This window comes from Paenibacillus phytorum, from assembly GCF_013141715.1.
Lineage (GTDB): Bacteria > Bacillota > Bacilli > Paenibacillales > NBRC-103111 > Paenibacillus_E > Paenibacillus_E phytorum.
In genome coordinates this window covers 100,769-121,507 of record NZ_WHOA01000237.1, presented here as the reverse complement: position 1 = coordinate 121,507, position 20,739 = coordinate 100,769, and the positions used below count along the sequence as shown (strand labels likewise).

Annotated in this window: 18 protein-coding genes and 1 pseudogene; 11 read left to right on the top strand and 8 right to left on the bottom strand. The window is 47.7% G+C overall.

Annotated elements, in window-relative coordinates:
* Positions 1–14: 14 nt before the first annotated feature.
* From GC098_RS32990 to GC098_RS32965, 6 genes are all read right to left on the bottom strand, one after another.
* Positions 15–788, bottom strand: a complete 774-nt coding sequence (locus GC098_RS32990) for an SDR family NAD(P)-dependent oxidoreductase (RefSeq protein ID WP_171648165.1) — start codon at positions 786–788, stop codon at positions 15–17.
* 14 nt (positions 789–802) lie between these two features.
* Positions 803–1,552: an IclR family transcriptional regulator gene (locus GC098_RS32985; RefSeq protein WP_171648163.1), complete on the bottom strand. Its 750-nt coding sequence runs from the start codon at positions 1,550–1,552 to the stop codon at positions 803–805.
* Between the two features lie 475 nt (positions 1,553–2,027).
* Positions 2,028–2,708 (bottom strand): TIGR00266 family protein, encoded by a 681-nt coding sequence (locus GC098_RS32980; protein WP_171648161.1) that lies wholly within the window; start codon positions 2,706–2,708, stop codon positions 2,028–2,030.
* A 33-nt stretch (positions 2,709–2,741) separates the two neighbouring features.
* The gene (locus tag GC098_RS32975; protein WP_171648159.1) at positions 2,742–3,941 is read right to left on the bottom strand and encodes an MFS transporter; all 1,200 of its coding nucleotides are present in this window, start codon (positions 3,939–3,941) and stop codon (positions 2,742–2,744) included.
* Between the two features lie 98 nt (positions 3,942–4,039).
* Complete coding sequence (locus tag GC098_RS32970) at positions 4,040–4,282, bottom strand: hypothetical protein (protein ID WP_171648157.1); 243 nt, start codon at positions 4,280–4,282, stop codon at positions 4,040–4,042.
* A gap of 80 nt (positions 4,283–4,362) precedes the next feature.
* Positions 4,363–5,241: a helix-turn-helix transcriptional regulator gene (locus tag GC098_RS32965; protein WP_171648155.1), complete on the bottom strand. Its 879-nt coding sequence runs from the start codon at positions 5,239–5,241 to the stop codon at positions 4,363–4,365.
* Positions 5,242–5,396: 155 nt separating this feature from the next.
* Between GC098_RS32965 and GC098_RS32960 the strand changes: the two genes are divergently transcribed.
* The 4 genes from GC098_RS32960 (at position 5,397) to GC098_RS32945 (ending at position 8,220) form a co-directional block, all read left to right on the top strand.
* Positions 5,397–6,791, top strand: coding sequence for an MATE family efflux transporter (locus tag GC098_RS32960; RefSeq protein ID WP_171648153.1), 1,395 nt, complete (start codon positions 5,397–5,399; stop codon positions 6,789–6,791).
* Positions 6,792–6,860: 69 nt separating this feature from the next.
* A complete protein-coding gene (locus GC098_RS32955) occupies positions 6,861–7,262 on the top strand; it encodes an ArsR/SmtB family transcription factor (protein ID WP_216625507.1) in 402 nt (133 codons plus the stop codon).
* A 31-nt stretch (positions 7,263–7,293) separates the two neighbouring features.
* Positions 7,294–7,749: an SRPBCC family protein gene (locus GC098_RS32950; protein WP_171648151.1), complete on the top strand. Its 456-nt coding sequence runs from the start codon at positions 7,294–7,296 to the stop codon at positions 7,747–7,749.
* Positions 7,750–7,785: 36 nt separating this feature from the next.
* Positions 7,786–8,220: an SRPBCC family protein gene (locus GC098_RS32945; RefSeq protein ID WP_171648149.1), complete on the top strand. Its 435-nt coding sequence runs from the start codon at positions 7,786–7,788 to the stop codon at positions 8,218–8,220.
* 526 nt (positions 8,221–8,746) lie between these two features.
* Here GC098_RS32945 and GC098_RS32940 read toward each other — a convergent pair.
* Complete coding sequence (locus tag GC098_RS32940; protein WP_171648147.1) at positions 8,747–9,652, bottom strand: ArsR/SmtB family transcription factor; 906 nt, start codon at positions 9,650–9,652, stop codon at positions 8,747–8,749.
* 165 nt (positions 9,653–9,817) lie between these two features.
* On the opposite strand from GC098_RS32940, the gene arfA reads away from it, so the two are divergent.
* Positions 9,818–11,329 (top strand): arabinosylfuranosidase ArfA, encoded by a 1,512-nt coding sequence (gene arfA, locus GC098_RS32935; RefSeq protein WP_171648145.1) that lies wholly within the window; start codon positions 9,818–9,820, stop codon positions 11,327–11,329.
* A 60-nt stretch (positions 11,330–11,389) separates the two neighbouring features.
* Positions 11,390–11,541, top strand: a pseudogene (locus tag GC098_RS40510) (tRNA (N6-threonylcarbamoyladenosine(37)-N6)-methyltransferase TrmO); the annotation flags it as partial.
* A gap of 43 nt (positions 11,542–11,584) precedes the next feature.
* On the opposite strand, the gene GC098_RS32930 reads toward GC098_RS40510, so the two are convergent.
* On the bottom strand, positions 11,585–15,175 hold the full coding sequence (locus GC098_RS32930) for a family 10 glycosylhydrolase (protein ID WP_246359108.1): 3,591 nt from the start codon (positions 15,173–15,175) through the stop codon (positions 11,585–11,587).
* Positions 15,176–15,533: 358 nt separating this feature from the next.
* Between GC098_RS32930 and GC098_RS32925 the strand changes: the two genes are divergently transcribed.
* The 5 genes from GC098_RS32925 (at position 15,534) to GC098_RS32905 (ending at position 20,726) form a co-directional block, all read left to right on the top strand.
* Positions 15,534–15,848 carry a c-type cytochrome gene (locus GC098_RS32925; protein WP_171648144.1) on the top strand — a complete coding sequence of 105 codons (315 nt, stop codon included), beginning with the start codon at positions 15,534–15,536 and terminating at the stop codon, positions 15,846–15,848.
* 97 nt (positions 15,849–15,945) lie between these two features.
* Positions 15,946–17,964, top strand: a complete 2,019-nt coding sequence (locus tag GC098_RS32920) for an LTA synthase family protein (RefSeq protein ID WP_171648142.1) — start codon at positions 15,946–15,948, stop codon at positions 17,962–17,964.
* A 190-nt stretch (positions 17,965–18,154) separates the two neighbouring features.
* Positions 18,155–18,931 carry an ABC transporter permease gene (locus GC098_RS32915; protein ID WP_171648140.1) on the top strand — a complete coding sequence of 259 codons (777 nt, stop codon included), beginning with the start codon at positions 18,155–18,157 and terminating at the stop codon, positions 18,929–18,931.
* Entirely contained in the window at positions 18,928–19,719 is a 792-nt protein-coding gene (locus tag GC098_RS32910; protein ID WP_171648138.1) for an ABC transporter permease, read from the top strand. The genes GC098_RS32915 and GC098_RS32910 overlap by 4 nt, the downstream gene beginning before the upstream one ends.
* 35 nt (positions 19,720–19,754) lie before the next feature.
* Positions 19,755–20,726, top strand: coding sequence for an ABC transporter ATP-binding protein (locus GC098_RS32905; RefSeq protein WP_171648136.1), 972 nt, complete (start codon positions 19,755–19,757; stop codon positions 20,724–20,726).
* The last annotated feature ends 13 nt before the right edge of the window (positions 20,727–20,739 follow it).

Sequence of the window (20,739 nt, the reverse complement as noted above, 5' to 3'; positions counted from 1 at the left end):
AGCAGGCCATCTAACTAAGCGTTTTTGCCGAAAGTCACGCCTCCGTCTATATATAATGGTGAACCCATCATGAATTTGGAATCGTCTGAAGCGAGGAACAATGCCGCTAGCGCGACGTCTTCCGGGCGACCCAATTCGTTGCTTAACTGCCTAGATTTCAAAGAGGCGATGGCTGCTTCAGGATCGTCGTAGGAAGTGCGGAGATAGTTTTCTACGAACGGGGTTAAAATGGTCCCCGGCAGCAGCGCATTCACTCGAATGCCATAGGCGGCATAATCCACCTGCATGGATTTCGTTAATGCGAGAACAGCGCCTTTGGTTGCTGCATAAGATGCCCGGCGGGCCAGACCTATTTCAGCGATACAGGAAGACATATTAATAATAGAACCGGATTTGCGTTCCATCATATGCGGCACGACATACTTAGAAGGTAAGAATACACCTTTGACATTAACGCTCATGATGCGGTCCCAGGCGTCAGGTTCTAGCTCATGAAGCGCGCCTACACCGCTAATTCCGGCATTGTTGAAAAGCACGTCAATACGGCCATGTGCCTGTATGATTTGCTCTACCATCTGACTGACGGAGTCTGCTTGGGTAACGTCCGCTTGTATATACGTAGCAGCTCCGCCAGCCCCGATAATTTCATCCGCTGTCTCCTGTCCTTTGACGACGTCGAGATCGTTGACGATGACTTGCGCACCTTCTTGTCCAAATAAGAGAGCAGTACTTTTGCCAATTCCTGATCCTGCACCTGTGATGAGAATGATTTTGTCTCGTAATCGCATGAGAATTCTCCTTTTTATTCAGATAGTTTATGAGCCAGATTACAAATTTCTTCTATACAGGACTGCTTCTTTTGTTCCCATTGCAGAGACATCATGGAGCAGCTGACAGCAGCAATGACTTGGCCTTGGGCATTGCGGATCGGAGCCGCCGCGCAGCTAAATCCAAGCACGGCTTCCTCCAAATCTAGTGCATAGCCTTGTTGTCGGATTTGCTCTAAACTTTGTTTTAATGCTTGTAAAGAGGTAATGGATTGAACCGTTAAATGTGGAAATGGTTCTTGGTCAGAACGATAAAGCGAATCCATTTCCTCATCGCTCAGATCAGCCAGCATGACCTTACCGAGTGCGGTGGCATGTGCAGGCAACCGCATGCCTGGTTCAGAAGCGAGCCTAACAGGCGTAAGTGCTTCCTCTTTAGCGATATAAAGGACTTCTTTGCCATCTAATTTGGCAAGTTGGAACGATTCGCCCAGCTTCAGCTTGGATATGGCTGCTTCCTTGTGGAAGGATTCATTCAAGTCTCGCTGCTGCATGGCGGCATGGCCGAAACGAGACAATTCTCTTCCTAACCGGTAGGTTTCTCCGGTCTCCTTTTCGATCCACCCCAAGTTTTCCATAGTTAATAACAATGAGTACATTGAGCTTTTGTTAATAGCGAGCGTTCGTGACAAGTCGATTAGCTTCAACTCACCAGGATGCAGAGAGATTTCTTTGAGAATTAGGTGTGCACGTTCGATGGCCGGAACGCGGTATTTATCATCCATGTTAGGGCCTCCTTGTTCGCAAAGCGATCGTTCGAATACATTGCGTTTCTATTTTTTGGTTTTGTATATAAAACCAAGTTTATATGATAGAACCATTTTATCATAATATCATCAAAAAAACGAGAACCCCCTGTGAGGAATTCTCGTTTTTTTTCAGGATAGATTAGTTTACCTGCCTGAATGATGTACAGCGTACAACAATTTCCTTATTTTCATCCTTCAAAGCTGGAGATGTTGTATCATGTACAACAATTTTGCAGGATTTTGAGCAAAACGGTTACTTTTAGGCAGAATTATTGTATGTTCTGCAACATTTGGACGAGGTAACACGGATTTGCTTGATTAAAGTTGTAGAAAATACAGCATTCTGGGTGAGGATGCACTGAATGAAATCAGGGGTTCCAAATTACGGAGTTACTCCACTTCGATTTAGCTCTCAGTCTCAGGCCACCCAGCTTACAAGACACCATTATACTTATCTGCCACCTGGAATGAACTGCTTAATCCACCCGCCGAAACCCTGCGGATTCCTTGTTTGAATAAGCACGACACCCTCGCCGCGGAATCGGCAGACAACGCCCTCGCCGCTCGTCAAACTGGATAACCAGCCTTTGGCTGCTTTTTCAATCGTATACTGCGTATAATCTGGCCAAGCGACAAGATGTCCATTATCGATGATTACTTCTTGCCCTGGAGCTAGATTTATGGCATGAATAGCGCCGTAAGAGGAAAGGAAGACGGTGCCTTTTCCGCTAATTTCAACGATGAAAAAGCCCTCGCCTGACATAAACCCACTCATCAGGTTTTGCATTTTCGTATTCACCTGAATGCCGGATGTTCCAGCAAGAAAGCCATCTTTTTGCACATACAGCTTGTAGGATCCGTCTAGTTCTACGGCCTCGATATCGCCAATGACAGTAGGTGCAAGCAAAACCTCGCCCGATCCTCTGGTTGGTGTTAGTTCTTGGAAGAAGAATTTCTCACCGCTCAGCATTCGGCCTAAACCGCGCATGAGACCGCCCTCTACGGTTCCCTTAAGCTCGATATTGGGGGACATAGAGACCATGGCTCCAGCTTCCGCCTTGATATTCTCGCCTGCTTCAAGCTCTACCTTCAACATAGGAAATGCGCCTTTATATAAAATTTCGTGTTTCATAGTTATCCTCCAATTTTAAAAGAAATGGTTGTGTTAAGCCGTTTTTGAATGGTAATGACTGTCTAAACTGCGATTCGTATAGACGAATCCAGCACAGAGCAGTAAAATGCCCATCGTGACATAGAAGACGGATGTGAAACCGTACGCTGCCGCAAGATGGCTGCCAATTAAGGGGCCAATCAGATTGCCTAGGAACAGCGATGAGGTATTAAAGCCGTAAGCGGTCCCTTGAATCTGAGTAGGCGCTAGCTTCATGACCAGCGCGTTCAGAGAGGGAATCATGCCGCCGATGAACAGCCCGAGCAGGAACCTGCCGACTAGGAGCATAGTGATGCTAGTGGCAAAAGCCTGCGGGATGAAGGCAAGTGCCGCCATAGATAAGGCGATTACAAGCGTTTTGCGCTGACCGATACGGTCACCGAGTCTCCCTAAGGATGGAGCGCCGAACAAGTTCGCGATGCCGGTAATCGCAACGATTAGACCAGCGATCAGCTCCAAGTGGCTACCGGTATATAAGGTCTTCGCGTACACCGTCACAATCGGCTCGATGCTCATCATTCCGATCTGTGTGATCAGGGAAGCAGCGAAGACCGGGAGCAAAGGCCGAAACAGCCGCCAATCTGTGCGCTGTCGTTCTTTTTTCTTAGAGGGAGGCTTACGCTCCTCTTTAATGAAAATCATGACGATGATGCTCGCGCAGAGCATGAGCCCTCCAGTGAAGAAAAACACATGGCTGTAACCGAAGAAACCTGCCAGCAAGCCTCCAAGTAAGGGGCCGATGAGCGATCCGGCGATAGTTCCTGTTTGTAAGGTGCCGAGCGATTTGCCCGAATGCTCCGGCGGTGTAACGGAAGCTTGAAGAGACACCGCCATGGAGATGAAGCCGGAGAAGATACCGTTGAGCAGCCGCAAAGACAGCAGCTGCCAAGGTGACGTGACGATGCCCATGAGTGCTGTCACAATCGCCATCCCGAACCCGGCGCGAAGCAGCATGATTTTACGTCCGCGTCGATCCGCAATTGCTCCCCAGAGCGGCTGAGTGAGAAACGATGTGATGAACTGTGCTGCAACAATCCAGCCTGTCCAACGTACAATTTCGCCAAGATCTTGAACCCCGAGTTCTCCGATGTAGAGCGGTAGAAACGGAAGAACGAGATTCATGCCGCACATAACGGAGAAATTAGCGCCCCATAGAATCCATAGTGACTTTTTCCAATGTAAGGGGGAAGCCATGTTCGTAGACTCCTTATCATTTTTTTCCAGTATAACATAAAAAGAGCTATCCCCAAGCGGTTACGGCCGCATGGAGGATAGCTGTGCAGGAGAAGGTTTTATTGATTCATATTCGACATCATTGCGCCGAAGAAGAGGACAAAGAAAATAAAATAGAGACCGATTCCGATGAGAGCCCAGATTAAGCTTGCTTTGGCATAATTAGATTTTGTAGGGTTTTCTCCTTTACTGAATGCCCACACGAATAACATCACAATATTCACAAGTGGAATCGCAAGGAGCAGGATGGTAATCATCCAATCTTTTACACTTAGGACAGGCGCATTTTGTTGTTCTTCCATATCAAGTCAACTCCCTCTAAGTTATATAAGTTAACTGTATTTTGAAGTTAGCCTATATATGCCTTCGAGTTGTTGGTTAATTACCCCCGCGAGAACCGCTGCCTGTACTTGCGAGGAGAGATACCTTCCATTTTGGTGAAGCAGGTGGCAAAATAGGCAGGCTGCTCAAAACCAACCTCTTCAGCTATGTGCGCAACGGGAAGATCGGTTTGAAGCAGCAGCAGCTTAGCCTGCTGGATCCTTAACCTGAGCAGGTATTCCGTCGGGGAACAGCCATATTCCTTTTGCATGCAGCGTGCAATGTAAACAGGGTGGAAATTGACGTGATCGCCGAGCTCTTTGGCTGAAACAGACGATTTGTAATGCTGCCTTAAATAGGAGGCCGCTTTTTCCGCGCAGGCCGTGGAAGGTGATGGATGATCGCTGTCCGTGGTAGCGGAAAGCTGGCGCAATAATTCATGAAAAAGCTGCTGCTGCGCAAAACGGACACTGCTCATATGAGCACTTGGTTGCAGCTGCTGAAGTTGTTCAAACAGGTCATAGGTTTTTTCAGGCTGCAGAAGTGTTGTATATTGAGGGATCCGTATCGTAAAGGGCTCTACAGCAAATGGCTCAATTGGGGTTTGTGTTGGATCTTCCAGAGGTATAGGTTGGACCGTATGGTCTACCATAGCCCATGGTCCACCTGCGTGGAAATGCATCCAATAAGTACCCGTCAGCTCGGAACAGACTTCTGTAGCGAAATGATAGCTGTCCGGTCTTAGAATAACGGCTTGTCCAGCTGCTACCTCAAACCTAGCATCCTCCTCGCCTATGTAGAAGCAGCCCGATGTGGTGATTAGTAAATCAAATACTTGGATATTGCGTCTGCTCGGATGTTTGCTGCCTTTGGATATCGTGCTGAAACCGCTTGTAATGTAGTGCGGCAGCGGAGGGACAGTCATTTCGATAAAAGCCATCGGTGTCACCTTTTCATCTCTTGAATGGAGGTTGGAATTTTGAAACTTTAAGTTGCAATACTCATACTTGGAGTCAACTATAGCATCTATAATTTGAGCAGACAACAAAGTTTCATTTATACAAAAAGAGAGATGATAATCGGATGGTGAAAAACATGGTCAAAGAGAAAAATAAGTTTACACTATGGCTTCTAGCTTGGCCTATTTTCGTCGAGTTGCTTCTGCAATTGCTTTTAGGAGCCGTCGATACCTTAATGGTGAGCCGCGTATCGGATGATGCGGTGGCGGTGGTCGGTTTATCGAACCAACTGTTCCAATCGATGATGATCTTATTTATGACGGTTGCGAGTGGAGCCGGGATTTTGATTGCTCAGAAAATAGGAGCCAAGCAGAATGAATCTGCGCGCACCGTTGCCATTATGGCCGTAACCGTCAGCGCAGTGATAGGCAGTGTGCTGAGTGTGATTCTTTATATGGAGGCTCGCCCTCTAGCTAATCTGTTCCACTTGGAGGAGCGGCTGCTTCCTCTGGCTGAAACCTATATCTCGATTGTGGGGAGCGGGATGGTTTTAACAGCTTTGACGGCGGCGCTTAGCACCGTGATTCGGAATACGGGGAACACCAAGGGGCCGATGATTACGGCTATTGGTATGAATGTTGTACACATCGTGTTTAACTACGGATTTATATATGGAGAGCTCGGATTTCCTCAACTGGGTTTAACAGGTGTGGCCATTTCGACCCTCGTGAGCCGATTGTTGGCGACGTGTTTGCTGCTGTTTATGTTCGTTTCCGCGTTCGAGCGGAGGATGGAGTGGCGGGATCTTATCGTATTTAATCGAAAGCTGTTTGGTGATATTTTGAAAATAGGTTGGCCGCTCGGCGTGAACATGTCTTCCTGGGTATTGACGCAGTTGACGATCTACACATTTCTAGCCACGATGGGAGCTAAGGAATTGGCTGCGAGAACGTATATGAACACGCTCGAGTCGATTTGTTTTATGTTAGGCTACTCCATTGCCTTAGCTGTTCAAATTCAGATTGCTCATCTGTATGGAGCCGGAAATATCAAAGAAGCTTATAAGAGCGGATATCGAGGAACATGGATTGGACTCGGTCTGGTTGGGTTCAACAGCATCATTCTCTTTCTCATCGGCAAAAGCTTTCTCGGCTTCTTCACCTCAGACGCGGATATTATTAAGCTGGGACTCTCCTGTTTGGTGCTGACGCTCATCCTGCAGCCAGGGAGAATGCTCAATATGGGCTTCGGTAATGCGCTGAGCGCGGTAGGCGATACCCGTTACAATATGATTATCTCGCTGTTCTCGATGTGGGGAGTGGCCGCGGGCCTTTCCTATGTCTTGGGCTTGCACATGGGCTGGGGACTTGCGGGTATTTATGTCGCTATGATCTGCGACGAATATTTGCGCGGCATCCTCGTTGTCATCCGTTGGCGCCAACAGAAGTATTTGCGCCGGGCGGAGGCGCGGGATAAGAGCGCTGCTGTTTCTGGGAGCAGCGAGGCTGCTGGTATGGGCATGCATGCATAGCGTGAGTATGACGAGGTTGGTTGGACAAACAACACCATTTGTTTCTGAAAGGCACGGGATTGCTCTTCCGTGTCTTTTTTGTTTCGAGAATGGAACGAACAGGCAGGATACACCAATAAACCAAATTTGAAATGCGGACAAATGGCTGCATATAATGATGGCATGGATAAAGTATTTAAAGCTCTTGCTGATTCAAGCCGAAGACAACTCCTTGATGAGCCCTTCAAGAAAAATGGCCAGACATTAAATGAACTATGTGATCATCTTGAAATGACGCGTCAATCAGTAACGAAAAACCTGCTTATTTTGGAGGAAGCGAATCTGATTTATATTGATTGGCAAGGCCGAAATAAAATTCATTATCTAAATGTTGAACCCATTGGAGAGATTTATGACCGCTGGATCAGCAAATATGATCGTGATCGCATCGAAGCATTGCTTGAACTTAAAAAGCAGCTTGAAGCGGAGTGATTTTGAGCAAGCTCAAATATGGAGGATTAAAATGACTGATGCAGCATTTGTTTATGTAACTTACATCAAGACGACGCCTGAAAAGCTTTGGCAAGCTTTGACAAGCAGCGATTTTACCGAAAAATACTTCTTCGGAAGCAAAATCCAATCTGATTGGCAAGAAGGCTCTAACGTTACCTATTCGCGGAATGGACAAGTCACCGATCACGGAATCATACTAAAATGCGAGCCGCATCGTTTACTTTCTTTTACATGGAACATGATAGGAGATGAAACTTCTCGTAAGCAGCCGTCACGGGTCACTTTTGAGTTGAAAGCATTAGATTCGACGGTCAAACTGACACTTAAGCATGATAATCTAGCGTCTACTGACATCGTGGATAGAGAAGACACGTTTGAGGGATTAAATAATGGATGGCCAGCCATTCTGAGCAACTTAAAGAGTTTACTCGAAACTGGGAACACCTTGCCGCCTATTTCCATTTAACTAATCACAATTACATCGAAAGAGAGTTGATTTAGGATGAACAACCTTACGAAATTTAAAATAGTTAAGCCCGTTAATGAAGTATTTGAAGCTCTTATAGACCCTGTGAAAATGTCCAATTATTGGTTTTCTTCCGGTTCTGGAAGATTGGAGCAAGGTAAGACGATTACATGGAGATATGATGAATATGATGCACAATTGGATATAAAAGTATTGGAAATCGAGGTAAATAAGAAAATCGTTTTCCAGTGGGGTGCAACAGATGAAGGTAATGTTGTTACGATTACGCTGAAAGAGTTCGATCATTCGAGTACCGTTATTGAAGTTAACGAAGAAGGTTTTAATGAAAATGATGGGGACCTAATCAGTCAATTGATAGATAATAAAGAAGGTTGGGTTTATATGTTGACCTGTTTCAAGGGGTATTTGGAATTTGGTGTTAATCGATTAAGAGCAGCAATTGTGAGATGAGTGTTAAATTTCAAAAGAAATTCAAAAGAAATTCAAAAAATTTCAAAAGAAGTTCAAGTTCAAAGAGCCTACGGGCTCTTTTTTACATAGCGCGCCTAGCCAAGCTAGGCACAACTAATAGGGGCGAGCTGCGGGAGGGAAGCCTGCGGGGGTTGTAATACCGATGCAATGAGGACAACAAAAGCTCAGGGGGGAGGAACCCCTACTTTGATCAAGCATGTGGAGGAGGGATGAGTGAGTGCAGTCAAACCTGCTAGCTACGCTAAAGTAAAAGCTCAAGATAGTCTGCCGAGAAATCGATTTCCGGCTTCTCGGACTCAGTGGGCGAGCTTCGGCTCGCATAGCTCACGCTGTAAGCGCGTATTTCGCGCTTATTTGTTCGACCGCTCCAGAATAAGCGCGTTTTCCGAGCTTAATCTGCATGGACGCGCGGGAAAGGTCTGCCGAGAAGTCGATTTCCGGCTTCTCGGACTCAGTTGGCGATATGACTTAGGACAGCCCCTATTCATGCGTGTACACAAGCCCCCTACCTACGGTAGGTGCGAAACAGAATGTCACGGTTGTAGTTGCCAAACCCCTCACCGTACAAGGTCAAACCGCCGACATGCGCCGCATGGTTCGGCACTTCGAGCCGCAGTGTCCACTCGTTGCGGGACATGAGGATATCCTTGATCGAGACAGCCGATAGCCGCTGTCCATCAAGGAACGTTCCCTGCTCCGTGACGCGGATGATCTTCAACCAACCATATTGGTTGATTGAATCTGGCCACCAGGCAGGAGTGAGTTGGCCGCGGCCTTGTCCCGAATCACCGGGACTCGTCCAATAGCCGAGCAGCGTATCATTGACGTAAAAATGAATGTCGGACGGCCAATTTGCTTCAATTCCTGGTGCTTCGGAGCCAATTTCTAGCGAAATTTCGATTTCCTCAAGTGTCTGACCGGGCAGCACATAGTTCGGAATGCGATACTCCAAGAAGCCGCTGCCGAACCAAAGAATCTTGGCATGCATCCGCTCCGGTTCAAAGAAGAAGCGCGGATCATCATACTGACCAATCACATGATCAGCCGTAGCCAAACCGCAGGTTGGATGCACATCGAAGCGTGTGTAGTGGCCAACCGGAATCGCAACTTCATCGAACGCTCGCTGCTGCTCGATTGACTGCGGGAGCCGCATTTCGATGCGGGAGAGGGCCAACTTGCACATTTTGTGCGTGCCGCCTTGCTTTCGAACTAATGCTGTCTGAATAAGCCCCCCAGCCTCGAGCTTTTTTACATGCATAGTTACGATGGCGCTGCTTAATCCGAGCATATGGGCTAATTCCTTGACATTCATCTCTTTCTCAGCAAGCAGCTCCAGTATCTTAAGCCGCACATCGCTTGCCAGCGCTTCATACAATGGCAGCCATTTGCGGTCTGTTGTCGTTTGGATCATCGGACAATCTCCTCATAAGTAGACTAATTAATAAAAATGTGAATTCAACAGAAGGCAGATAAAAAGCTTGAAATCATCTTCTGATTATTGTTTAATATAGTCAATAGCATTATAAATATATTAATTGATTCATATTTTTATTAATCATACTACGAGGTGAAAGCAATGTCTATGAAAGCGAGCATGATTATCGACAAAGATTTTAAAATCGGAGAAGTAGATTCTCGTATTTATGGCTCATTTATTGAGCATTTGGGACGCGCGGTCTATGGCGGAATTTACGAACCTGGACATCCGCAAGCGGATGAGCAAGGCTTTCGAGCAGACGTACTGGAACTGGTAAAAGGTTTGGATGTTCCGATCGTTCGTTATCCAGGAGGTAACTTTGTATCCGGTTATAACTGGGAGGATGGCATTGGGCCGTTAGAAGGACGTAAGAAGAGACTTGATCTGGCTTGGCGCACCATTGAACCTAACTTGGTTGGTCTGAACGAATTCATGGATTGGTGCCGCAAAGCAAATACAGAAGCAATGATGGCCGTTAATCTAGGGACTCGCGGTCCGGATGAGGCAAGAGATATCATTGAATATTCCAATATCAAAGGCGGTACCTACTGGAGTGATTTACGGATTAGTCATGGGTACAAGGCGCCTCATAATATCAAAACTTGGTGCTTAGGCAACGAAATGGATGGCCCTTGGCAAATAGGCAGCAAAACAGCCGCGGAATATGGACGTGCAGCCTGTGAAACGGCCAAAGTCATGAAGTGGGTAGACCCTTCGATCGAACTTGTTGCTTGTGGCAGCTCCAGTCTAACTATGCCGACTTTCCCTGAATGGGAAGCGACTGTACTTGAGCATACGTATGATCACGTTGATTATATTTCCCTGCACCAATATTATGGCAATCGTGATAAAGATACTGCCAATTTCCTCGCACAATCTATGGGCATGGATCGGTTCATCAATACAGTGATCTCGACCGCGGATTACATTCAGGCCAAAAAGCGCGGAAAGAAGAAAATCAACTTATCTTTTGACGAATGGAATGTTTGGTATCACTCCAACGAGGCGGACCGCAAAATAGAGCCTTGGTCCATCGCGCCACCGCAGCTTGAAGACATCTACAACCACGAAGATGCCTTGTTAGTTGGTTGTATGCTTATCTCCATGTTGAAGCGTGCGGATCGTGTGAAGATGGCTTGTTTGGCACAACTCGTTAACGTCATCGCACCGATCATGACAGCGAATGGGGGAGCAGCCTGGAAACAAACGATCTACTATCCATACATGCATACAAGTGTGTTTGGACGCGGGACTGTTCTTGTGCCGCTGATCAAATCGCCGAAATACGATGCGAAGGATTATACGGATGTGCCTTACCTAGAAGCAGTTGCCGTTCATAATGAAGACAAGTCCGAAGTGACGATCTTCGCAGTTAACCGTCATCTGGAGGAAGCACTTCCGCTGGAGTTGGATCTTCGCAGTTTTGGTGAATGCCGAGTTATTGAGCATATCGTTCTGGAGAACGATGATCTGAAAGCTTCGAATACCATTGATGCCCAGGATCGGGTGAAGCCTCACACAGGAGGTAATGCGGCCATATCGTCAAACAGCCAGATTCAGGCGATACTTGGTAAAGCATCGTGGAACGTCATTCGGTTGAAATTAGTATGAAAATTAAGACATGGCCCGGGTTAATGCCCTTGCCATGTCTTTTTATCCACTATTGAACTCACAAGCGAATTTAGTGAAGAAAGCGTACAGGGGAGCGAGGATTATTCCCACCTAGAAGTCATTTGTTCGATGCCAGGCACCTTCGAAATAATATCGAGTACCCTAAGGTAGGGATTTTTGCACAGCGGGGTAAAAATAGGTCAAAAAAACTCCCTTGTTCCGGACGGAGCAAGGGAGTTTTTAACTATATACGATTTATTGCAGAGAAGCAGCCAAACGGATCAAGACGTCGGCCTGGTGAGCCGTCAGCCTTTTGCCGGTTTGTGCCTGCACTTCATTGATAAAAGCATCGTAATTACCGTTCTCAAGCTTTTTCACAAGCGAGTTCGTAACCCCGTCTGCTCCCGGTCCTGTCACAAATGTACGGGTTACGTTTGAAATGGAACTAACGGTCGCCTGCACCGTGTACGTAATCGATGCGGAGGCTGTGTTACCTGCGGCATCCTGAACGTCGACGGTCACGACGTGCGAGCCGAGACCAATCTCATAGGCCGGAGCATCGACAAGGAGCGCGGAGCAAGGATTATAGACGAGGCCTGAAACCGTATCGGAAGCGGTACATTTTATTTGAACGGTTTGATCTACGGAGTAAGTGGCTCCGCCGCCAATTTGAATCACTGGGGCGGACCGGTCGATGCGAATTACCGTGCTTTTCACTTGTTCCACGTTGCCGATGGCATCCTCGGACCGGTAAAGAAGGGTGGTCCCGCCGTCGACCTCAACGTTAACAGGCCCGCCGTACGGCTGCCAGTTTGCGCCGTTATCGGTGCTGTATTGCGTGGAACTGACGCCGGTTAGGTCGTCCGTCGCCGTAAGCTTCACTGTCGCCTCCGAAACGTACCAGCCGTTATGCATCGTTCCTTCAACGCTTACCGTCGTCACAGGTGCTGTCACATCAAGTACGTTCGTTATCGCAATCGCATTGCTGGCCGCACTTTCGTTGTGGAGGCGGTCCACAGCGGTAATGACATAAGTATACCGCGCGCCGTCAACGGCAGTCCGGTCGACGAACGATCCCTTCGCGCTCTCCTGCTTGCGGAGGGTTGCGACGATCTTCGACGCATCCTGTAAGCTTCCTGCCGTATCGCCCTCGAAACGGTAAACGACATAGTAGGCTGCGTCTGCTGTACCATTGGCCCAAGTAAGCTCCACGCCGGATGGTTTGCGGATGGCGGAAGCGAGAACAGGGGTGTTCGGCGCTTGATTGTCAAGCCAAGGCATCGCAGGGACAAGGGCCGGGTAGCGATAGAGATCGGTTTTTAATCGGTCCGTAAAGCCCAGCGGATTCGCCGGCAGCCATTTGGCGCTGAAGAAGATGCTTCCTTTGACGTTGCCGAAATTACGATTATAGCTTACTTGGTCTGGCATTTCGTTCGGGTTCAGCCAACTCGGATCGTTTGAGCCGATGCGGTAGGTGGCCTGGCCGCTGTAGAGGTGAACGTTTTTGTTGGTAGTAACGCCGTTCCACCATTCGATCAACTTGTCGTAGGCGGCAGGCGAATAGCCCATGTACCAATAGATTTGCGGTGTGATGTAATCGATCCATTGCTGGTCGATCCATTTTTTCGAGTCCGCATAAATAGCGTCGTAGCTGCTGAGACCGTTCGTATCGGAGCCTGCAGGATCTTCCCCTTTGTTCCTCCAGATGCCGAACGGACTGATACCGAATTTGACGTAGTTTTTCTCCTGCTTGATTCTGGTGCCTATCTCCTGTACGAACGAATTGACGTTGTTACGTCTCCAGTCCGCTTTGCTTGCAAAGCCCGCACCGTATTTCTGGAAAGCATCTTGGTCGGGGAAGTCGACACCGCTGACCGGGTACGGATAGAAATAATCGTCAAAATGAACCGCGTCGACATCGTAATTATTCACGACTTCCATAATGCCGTCCATGATGAACTGCTTCGCTTCCGGAATTCCTGGGTTGAAATACAACTTCCCGCCGTACGAAACGACCCAGTCCGGATGCTGGCGCGCCGGGTGATCCGATACCAGCTTGTCGAGACGATCCTCTAAGCTGATCCGGTATGGGTTGAACCAAGCGTGGAACTCCATATTGCGCTTATGCACTTCCTCCAGCATGAACGCAAGCGGGTTATAGCCGGGATCCTTGCCCTGCACGCCCGTCAGCCATTCCGACCAAGGACCAAATTGGGACGGGTAAAAGGAATCCGCCGTCGGCTTTACCTGCACGATGACCGCGTTGATCCCCGTAGCTTGCAGCTGGTCAAGCAGCTTTGTGAAATCGCGCTTTTGCTGCTCCGGGTCCGTTACGCCTTTGTCCGGCCAGTCGATATTGTCGACTGTAGCAATCCACGCAGCTCTGAGCTCGGACTTCGGAATGGCGGCCACTTTGTTCACCACCAAGTAGAAATCGCTCGTTTTTCCGCCATACATCGCAGTAATCCGTGAGGTGCCGAATTTCAGCGCCGTAACGAAACCGCTTGCGCTCACCGCGGCGACCGTCGGGTTGCTGCTCGTATACGTTACACCGTTAATCAATTGAACGGGCTCCGGAAGCCATGTGTAGGTGCCGAGAGTCTTCGCTTGCAAGGTATCGCCAACTGTCATTGTGTGGAGCTCGGTCAGCTTGATGCTCTGCAATATGGGTACAGGGGCGTTTACATTCAGCGTGTAAGCTGTTGAGATGCCCTTATAGGATATTGTGATCGTTGTCGTTCCGGGTTTTACGGCCTTCACTACGCCATCGACATCGACGGTTGCAACATCAGGAGTGCTGCTTTCAAACGTTGCTCCGCTCCGCACGGTAACGGGTTCAGTCATTTCAGGGTACACGGCGTAGAGGCGAATTTTGTTCGTGGAGCCGGATTCCAACTTCTCCAAGGAAGATTGCTCTAATTTCGACGGCACGGCTGCACTTGTTGATACTGTCAGCACGTAGGATGCTTCTGGTGCCGTCCCATAGGAGGCATAGATCGTAGCTGTGCCTGACTGCAGCGCCCGAACTGTGCCGTCTGCGTCGACGGTTGCGACCTGCTCGTTGCTGCTGCGGAAGGATAGCCCGCTTGTAACGGGGACCGGCTCCACCGCGTTTTGGTAAGTCGCGAATACTTGCGCCTTCTTCGATTCCCCAACCTGAAGCGGAGGCAGATCTACTAAATCGAGCCCGTTAACGGTCGAATCCGTGTAAAACGCCGTCAACTGGTCAAAATAAAGCGCACCTTTGTTTTTGTTGTTGTCCTTGGTCTCCGCGACATAGATTTGATTGAGCTTGATCGGAGCTCTCAGCGAGCTCGGAACGGAGACCGTGATGTACTTCCAGCCGGTCCAGTTCAGCCCGTTGCTGGATGTGAAGTCAAGCGTCGTGACGGTTCCTGCTGAATCTTTGACTTGGGTGCGCAGCCAGTGGTTGTTGCCATCACCGTACACCCAGAGGCCGAGTCTCTTCGGAAGTCCCTGCAGTGTTCTGCCTGTTGTGCCGTCCGGATCCTTGAAGTTGACGTAAGCTGCCGACGTTCCGGTAGTGCCGGTAAAATCGTAGGACAAATTAACAGCATGATAGCCGTAATAAATGGTTTCAGGTCGGCTGATAAGTCCGATGCTTGCCGTCGCCCTCGCCGAGGACGAGAAGAGATTAGCCGTTTGTTCAAAGCCTTCCACACCAGCGGCAGCCTGGACGCCGGCTAACGCCTGCGCATCTGAGATCAAAGCAGCCTCCGTGCCCGCGCTAGCAACGGGTACACCGAACATGATCGTGCTCAAGAATATGAATAAGGCCATGGTAAAATGGATAGATGCCGTGCGACTTTGAGCTGTTTTCTTCAAATGGGATTCACTTCCTTCTCATTATGTATTCGCTTACATGAAAGCCGAATAAACGGTTATCCTCCTTTCTTCCTTTCTCTTATAAAAAATTTCGGCTGCCTTTAGCATACAAAATAATATTTCAACATTCAATAATGTATTTGAAATTTTATTTTAAAAAACAAAGTTTTTCCCGATGAGTTTAATCCGGCTTTGTTGTATTGTTGCATGGGGCCATCCATCGATTCCGTGAGATCCGTCCAAGGATAAATAAAGGTATATTTCGGGAAAATCCTGCACTTGGGCGGACTCCTTTATTTTACATTCACTGCTCTGGTATGATGAGAGAAATACAACAGATTGAAGGAGTTTCGTGCGTATGAAATTAAAGCTGTTTAGTGTAATTGTTCTGGCTCTCGTCTTATCTGCCTGTGGAAATAAACAAAATGAATCGCAGCCGGCGGCGGTCAAAGTGGATGTTCCTAAGCTTTATCAAAATTTCTGCATCTCGTGTCATGGTAATCAATTACAGGGTGGACAAGGCCCTAATATCCAAAAAGTGGGAGAACGTTTAGATGAAGCGGAGATCATAAAGCGTATTCAAAAGGGTGGTGGCGGAATGCCGCCGTTCCAAGTGACAATGAAAGAGGAAGAATTGAAGGCGCTAGCGTCATGGCTGGCAGGGCTTAAATAATGGGATTTTATGGTAAAACTAAGCTTCCTTTAAGGTTAGCTACATAATTTCTTCACAATTGGTGTTTATAATAGGGGCAAGAGGAGAGTGATGCAATATGCACTTGAATTTGAAGCCCCGGAACCATCTTCCTAAGAAGATGAGACCAAACCGTCTGGGAGCGACGATTTCGCTTTTATTATTTATGATATGCTTACCTATACTTTCTGTAGCGGGAATGGAACTTCTCGAACGTGGTACTTTGCATGAAACGGTCCAATGGATAACATCTAACCGATCACTTTTTCTATTAAATGTAGCCATATCCTTCTGTTTATTAGCTTTCATTTATGCTGTTGTAGGATCATTAGCTATTTCCGGATCCATCGCAACCTTATTGCTTGGCCTAATGGCACTGATCTCTTATATGAAGGTGAAAATGATTGGGGAGCCATTCTTCCCGTGGGATATTTTGCTGAACAAAGAAAGTATGGATATAGCTTCGCTCGTAACAGGGAAAGCTGCACTTCTCCGAATCGGAATTGTGGTCATCGCGGTCATCCTTGTATTTTTATTAAAATGGGTACTCCCACGTGTATCTTTATCTATCATCAGTCGAATTGGTTTAGGGCTGTTCTCGCTCTATGCCTTGTATGCATTTGCAATCAAAACACCGTTAGCTGGCAAAATTCTTGACCATATAGGTGTAAACGAAATTGTATGGAATCAGAAAGAAAACTATGCGAATAATGGACTAGCGCTAGCTTTCACCCTCAATGTCAAAAATTCGATCGTTCAAAAACCAGAAACGTATAGTGATCAGAGCATTGCAGCCGTTGCAGCTAATCTCCAAGAGGTAGGCATGCAAAAGGCAGGACTGAAAAAGTCCGTAGATGCTGATTCTCTAAAAGGGAAGAAGCCGAACGTGATTTTCATAATGAGTGAAGCGTTTTGGGATCCAACTTTGCTAACGAACGTGAAGTTCAGTGAAGATCCGGTACCCACCCTCCACCGCTTGCAGAAGGAGTCAACATCCGGATACCTGTTGTCCCCCCAATTCGGTGGCGGTACCAGCAATGTAGAATTCGAAGTGTTGACGGGGAATTCGATGAGCTTCCTGCCAGGAGGGTCCATTCCGTATCAACAATATATAACGAAACCTGTACCGAGCTTGGCGAGTTATTTTGCCGATCAGGGCTACAAAAGTATGGGAATTCACTCCTATGAAGGCTGGTTCTGGAACCGTAATTCGGTGTATAAGGAGTTAGGCTTCCAAAGCTTTAAGAGCAGTGAACATTTCGTGAATCCGGAAATGAAAGGTTACTTTATCTCGGACGCTGAAGTGTCTAGGAGCATTATAGACGAAGTAGATAAAACCGAAGATCCTATGTTTATGTACACGGTAACCATGCAAAATCATGGACCCTACGATGAACCTCGGTATGGAGAAAATCAGTTCAAAGCGCAAGGTGACTTGACGCCTGAAGCAAAAACGATTCTTGAGACATACGCGCAGGGCGCGCACGATGCGGATCAAAGCTTACAAATGCTGATCGATCACTTCCAGGAATCGGATGAACCGACGATGATCGTATTCTATGGGGATCATTTGCCGATGCTGGGATTAGATTATCAAGTGTATAAGGAAGCAGGTTTCATCCAAACGAGCAACGCGAATAATTGGTCGCTGGAAGAAGTGAAGAAGATGCATAGCATCCCGCTTGTTACTTGGTCGAACTTCGATATGCCGAAGCAGGACATTCCACTGCTCAGTGATTCCTTCCTTGGTGCCCATGTACTGGATATGCTGCATATGGAGAAACCAGCTAATTTCAAGTTGAATGCCGAATTGGCGGCGCAAGTGCCAGGACTACTGAGTAATCTTGTCGTTGATGCGAACCAAGAACTCCATGCTGGAGTCCCCGAATCGGTGCAAGCACTCCGTGATGACTATAGGAATGTGCAGTACGATTTACTATTCGGTAAGCAGTATTTGGCTGAACACATCGATCATGAATATTTGACGAAAACCAGTCAGGATAGCTATAACGCTGAGTTTAATGAAGGAAATGTTCCTCCGCAAGCTGCGGGAGTGAGCAACAATTCCCCGCCGGCTAAGCCGGTGAGCGCGCAGTAAAAGAAGTCCCTATTTTGTTGCTTTGAGCGACGAGATGGGGACTTTTTCGTTTTTGGAGGAGGCGTCATCTGCAACAAAAAATAATCATTGCCATGGTTAGGGGAATTTTGGTAATATAGACTTCCGTCTCTACGCGGCGGCTGCAAAAAAAGCTAGTTGATAAGGATCAAAACAGCTCAGGAGGTGTTTTATGCTTTTCGCGGTTTTGGCGCGCAAGGCGTATGCGAGGAATTTGCAGTATCGCGGTTCGCATCTGCTGCACAATGCGGTGAGTGCGGTGTTTGGCTTCATTTATGCTAGCATCTGGACCGGTTTGGGGAGCGACTCCTCACTCGGCGAATACGGTGCGAAAGGGATTGTAGGTTATATTGCTTTTAACCAAGCGATCCTTTGGATTACGCAGTTCACGACGAATGGACTCGGACTCGAGCAATCGGTGCGCACCGGGCAAATTGCGGTCGATCTCATGCGGCCTGTACACTTATTCTGTCAGGCGATGAGCCGGGAATGGGGCCAGGTATATTATCAGTTTCTTTATAAATTTATCCCGATTTATGCCCTCTACTACTTCATTTTCTCCTTACAGCTTCCACATCACGCTTCGGTTTATGGCTGGACAGCGATTGCGCTCGTCTTGGCGGCATATATCTCCATTTGCACAAATTATTTGATAGGCGTAGCAGCCTTGTGGACCACAGAATCTCGTTGGTTTTACTGGGTTAATTATTCCTTCAGTACACTGCTCTCTGGTTTTTTCATTCCTCTAGAATGGTTGCCAGGTTGGCTCCGCACGATTAGCTTTTACACTCCATATCCTTATCTACTCTATTACCCAACTCGTATCTACATGCAGCTTGAACAAGGAACTGTTGTGCTCGGCGCTCTTGCTTGGGGCATCGGGTTTACTTGCGTCTGTCTGGCGGTTACGCAGGGGGTACGCAGAAAGCTGGAGGTGCAGGGCGGATGATGTCAGTGAGGCTCTATATGCTGCTGATCAAGGCGAGCTTGCGAAGCCGTATGCAGTATAAGTTTAATTTCTTTTTTTCGACTGTGATGGCTTCCTTTGTACATATCTCAGAATTTCTGATGGTGGCGTTGGTGATGATGCGTTTTGGCAATATCAAAGGCTGGACACTGTATGAGGTGTGCTATCTGTACGGGGTTATGATGATATCCAAAGCGATTTATCGCACGCTAGCTTCCGATGTGCATCATCTAGAGAAATATCTCGTTTCGGGTGATCTGGATGCGCTTCTCACACGGCCTGTCCCTGTACTGCTAGCGCTGATGACACAAAATTCACGGCTCTTATTTGCCGAAGTAGGGCAAGGTATCATTTTATTGTTTATTGCTATGAAAGCTTTAATGGCTGATGGACAAATCGGATGGTCAGCCGTTCCTTTAACGGTGTTAATTATCCTAACGGGTGCCATTATTTTATTCGCCATAGGCTTGGCAACTGCGGCTGCCGGCTTCTGGCTGACACGGATTGAATCCCTGCAAAATATGACCGAAGACGCTTCCCAAACCGCGGCGCGCTATCCGCTTTCTTTGTATCCCAAGTGGCTGCAGGGAGCGCTATTGGTACTCGTTCCGGTAGGCTTCGTCAATTACATACCTACCTTATATTTGCTGAGACATCAAGGCGGTATCGGGATGCTGATAGGAACCATTACTGTTTCATTCGTTGCGCTCTGGCTGGCTATGCGTTTCTGGAAGTTAGGATTATCTCGCTATCAAAGCACAGGAAGTTAACCGAGGGCTTCATACAAGGAGGGATCACAAGAAACATGATAACCGTAACGAATTTACGCAAAACTTTTCAAACTCCGATAGTCAAAGAAGGCAAGTTCTCAGGTATTCGAACTTTGTTCTCACGAGCCTATAAAGAGAAGGAAGCTGTACGCGATGTAAGCTTCGAGATTGAATCTGGCGAGTTCGTCGGGTATATTGGACCTAATGGAGCAGGAAAGTCTACGACGATCAAAATGCTCACCGGCATTCTACATCCAACCTCCGGCGAAGTGCTCATTCACGGCTATAGTCCTCAGAAGCATCGAAGACGAGTCGTAAAGCAGCTTGGCGTTGTATTCGGTCAGCGCAGTCAGCTGTGGTGGGATCTGCCGGTTAAGGATTCCTATGAAATTCTAACGGCGATGTATCGGGTGGAGGAAAGCACCGCACGCCGCAGATTAGGCGAATTGACTGAGCTTCTTGAACTGAAGGAGCTGATGGATACGCCTGTCCGGAAGCTTTCCCTTGGGCAGCGGATGCGGGCCGATTTGGCGGCTTCGATGCTGCATGATCCGGATATTTTGTTTCTGGATGAGCCTACCATCGGGTTGGATGTTGTCGCCAAGCGGAACATTCGCGGCTTTCTTCAGACTTTAAATCGAGATTTCGGTAAGACGATTCTGCTGACAACGCATGATATGGATGATATCGAGCAATTGTGTAAACGAGTCATCGTCATTAATCATGGGCAAATTGGCTATGACGGGTCGATCGATGAGCTGCGGGATCGCATTGGTTTACCAACGATGATGAAGGTCACTTATCGAGGTGAAATACAAGTTCCTGCTAGCTGGGAGCTTCCGTTTCGCGTGGTGGAGCAAGAAGCGAATAGTCTCACGATCGCTTGCAACCGCCAGGAGCTGAAAGCGATGGAAGTGCTGCGTATCGTCAGCAGCTGGGGCGATATGGACGATGTACATATGGAAGAGCCTGAGTTTGAAGAGGTGATCCACGGGGTATATAAATAGATAGAAGTGGAGT

Coding starts and splice junctions, on each gene's coding strand:
- GC098_RS32990 (WP_171648165.1), bottom strand. CDS start 788: ATGCGATTACGAGACAAAATCATTCTCATCACAGGTGCAGGATCAGGA.
- GC098_RS32985 (WP_171648163.1), bottom strand. CDS start 1,552: ATGGATGATAAATACCGCGTTCCGGCCATCGAACGTGCACACCTAATT.
- GC098_RS32980 (WP_171648161.1), bottom strand. CDS start 2,708: ATGAAACACGAAATTTTATATAAAGGCGCATTTCCTATGTTGAAGGTA.
- GC098_RS32975 (WP_171648159.1), bottom strand. CDS start 3,941: ATGGCTTCCCCCTTACATTGGAAAAAGTCACTATGGATTCTATGGGGC.
- GC098_RS32970 (WP_171648157.1), bottom strand. CDS start 4,282: ATGGAAGAACAACAAAATGCGCCTGTCCTAAGTGTAAAAGATTGGATG.
- GC098_RS32965 (WP_171648155.1), bottom strand. CDS start 5,241: ATGGCTTTTATCGAAATGACTGTCCCTCCGCTGCCGCACTACATTACA.
- GC098_RS32960 (WP_171648153.1), top strand. CDS start 5,397: ATGGTCAAAGAGAAAAATAAGTTTACACTATGGCTTCTAGCTTGGCCT.
- GC098_RS32950 (WP_171648151.1), top strand. CDS start 7,294: ATGACTGATGCAGCATTTGTTTATGTAACTTACATCAAGACGACGCCT.
- GC098_RS32945 (WP_171648149.1), top strand. CDS start 7,786: ATGAACAACCTTACGAAATTTAAAATAGTTAAGCCCGTTAATGAAGTA.
- GC098_RS32940 (WP_171648147.1), bottom strand. CDS start 9,652: ATGATCCAAACGACAACAGACCGCAAATGGCTGCCATTGTATGAAGCG.
- arfA (WP_171648145.1), top strand. CDS start 9,818: ATGTCTATGAAAGCGAGCATGATTATCGACAAAGATTTTAAAATCGGA.
- GC098_RS32925 (WP_171648144.1), top strand. CDS start 15,534: ATGAAATTAAAGCTGTTTAGTGTAATTGTTCTGGCTCTCGTCTTATCT.
- GC098_RS32920 (WP_171648142.1), top strand. CDS start 15,946: ATGCACTTGAATTTGAAGCCCCGGAACCATCTTCCTAAGAAGATGAGA.
- GC098_RS32915 (WP_171648140.1), top strand. CDS start 18,155: ATGCTTTTCGCGGTTTTGGCGCGCAAGGCGTATGCGAGGAATTTGCAG.
- GC098_RS32910 (WP_171648138.1), top strand. CDS start 18,928: ATGATGTCAGTGAGGCTCTATATGCTGCTGATCAAGGCGAGCTTGCGA.
- GC098_RS32905 (WP_171648136.1), top strand. CDS start 19,755: ATGATAACCGTAACGAATTTACGCAAAACTTTTCAAACTCCGATAGTC.